The sequence below is a fragment of the Mesorhizobium sp. M4A.F.Ca.ET.090.04.2.1 genome, from assembly GCF_003999085.1.
GTDB lineage: Bacteria > Pseudomonadota > Alphaproteobacteria > Rhizobiales > Rhizobiaceae > Mesorhizobium.
Genome location: NZ_RZOT01000883.1, coordinates 1 through 1,186, shown reverse-complemented (window position 1 = coordinate 1,186; position 1,186 = coordinate 1). Strand labels below are relative to the sequence as shown.

Below are 1,186 nucleotides of genomic sequence, written 5' to 3'. Positions count from 1 at the left end.
TTCGCGCCCCCCTCTGTCCTGCCGGACATCTCCCCCCAAGTGGGGGAGATGTCCGGCAGGACAGAGGGGGGCGCGAAGGAACGCGGCCTTTGCCATTGTCCGCTCTGCGCCTTGGCGCCTGACCGATGCCGCCTCCCTCCAAACTCAAACCCTACCGCGCCAAGCGCGAATTCTCCCGCACGCCGGAACCCGCGGGCGGGCTTGCGAGCAGTGAGGGCAACCGCTTCGTCGTCCACAAGCACCACGCCACCGCCGACCACTACGATCTGCGGCTCGAGGTCGGCGGCGTGCTGAAGAGCTGGGCGGTGCCGCGCGGGCCTTCGCTCAACCCGGCCGACAAAAGGCTGGCGGTCGAGACCGAGGACCATCCGGTCGAATATATCGACTTCGAGGGCGTCATCCCCGAGGGCGAATATGGCGGCGGGCCGATGATCGTCTGGGACACCGGCACCTGGGCGCCGATGGACGACGTCGAGAAAAGCCTGAGAACCGGCGCCTTCAAGTTCCGGCTGGCCGGCCAGAAGCTGAATGGCGGCTGGATGTTGACGCGGCTGAAGCCGAAGCCCGGCGAGGACGAGGCAAAGAAGAACTGGCTCCTGTTCAAGGAGCGCGACCTCGCTTCGGACACCAGCCGCGACATCCTCAGCCAACGGCCGGAGAGCGTGAAAACCGGCCGCCGCATCGAGGAACTGGTGGCGCCGCCGAAGAAGCGCGAGCGCCTGCCGCCGAAACCCGGCTCCTTCAAGCCCGACGCGTTGCCCGGTGCTGTCAAAGCGCCGCCATCTGGCCGCATCGAGCCACAGCTTGCCACACAGGTTCCGAAGCCGCCGGGCGGCAATGATCCCGCGGAGCACACCGGTCAACTCTGGCTGCACGAGATAAAATTCGACGGCTACCGCACCATGGCGCATGTCATGGACGGCGAGGTCAGGCTGATCACCCGTGGCGGCATCGACTGGACGAAGCGCTACGGCGATCTTCCGCAGGCCTTTTCGCGACTGCCGGTGAGCCAGGCGATCATCGACGGCGAGATCATGGTGCTCGACGACAAGGGCATCTCGCGCTTTGCGCTGCTGCAGGACGCGCTGGCCGAAGGCGCCGGCTCGAAGCTGCATTTCTACGCCTTCGACCTTCTCCATCTCGACGGTTGGGATCTGCGCAAGGCGCCGCTGCAGAAGCATAAGGC

General features: G+C 66.2%; 1 protein-coding gene. It reads left to right on the top strand.

Annotated features, from left to right (window positions below):
• Nucleotides 1-125 precede the first annotated feature (125 nt).
• A partial coding sequence (locus EN781_RS32865; RefSeq protein WP_281034421.1) for a DNA polymerase ligase N-terminal domain-containing protein occupies nt 126-1,186 on the top strand: 1,061 nt, incomplete at its 3' end.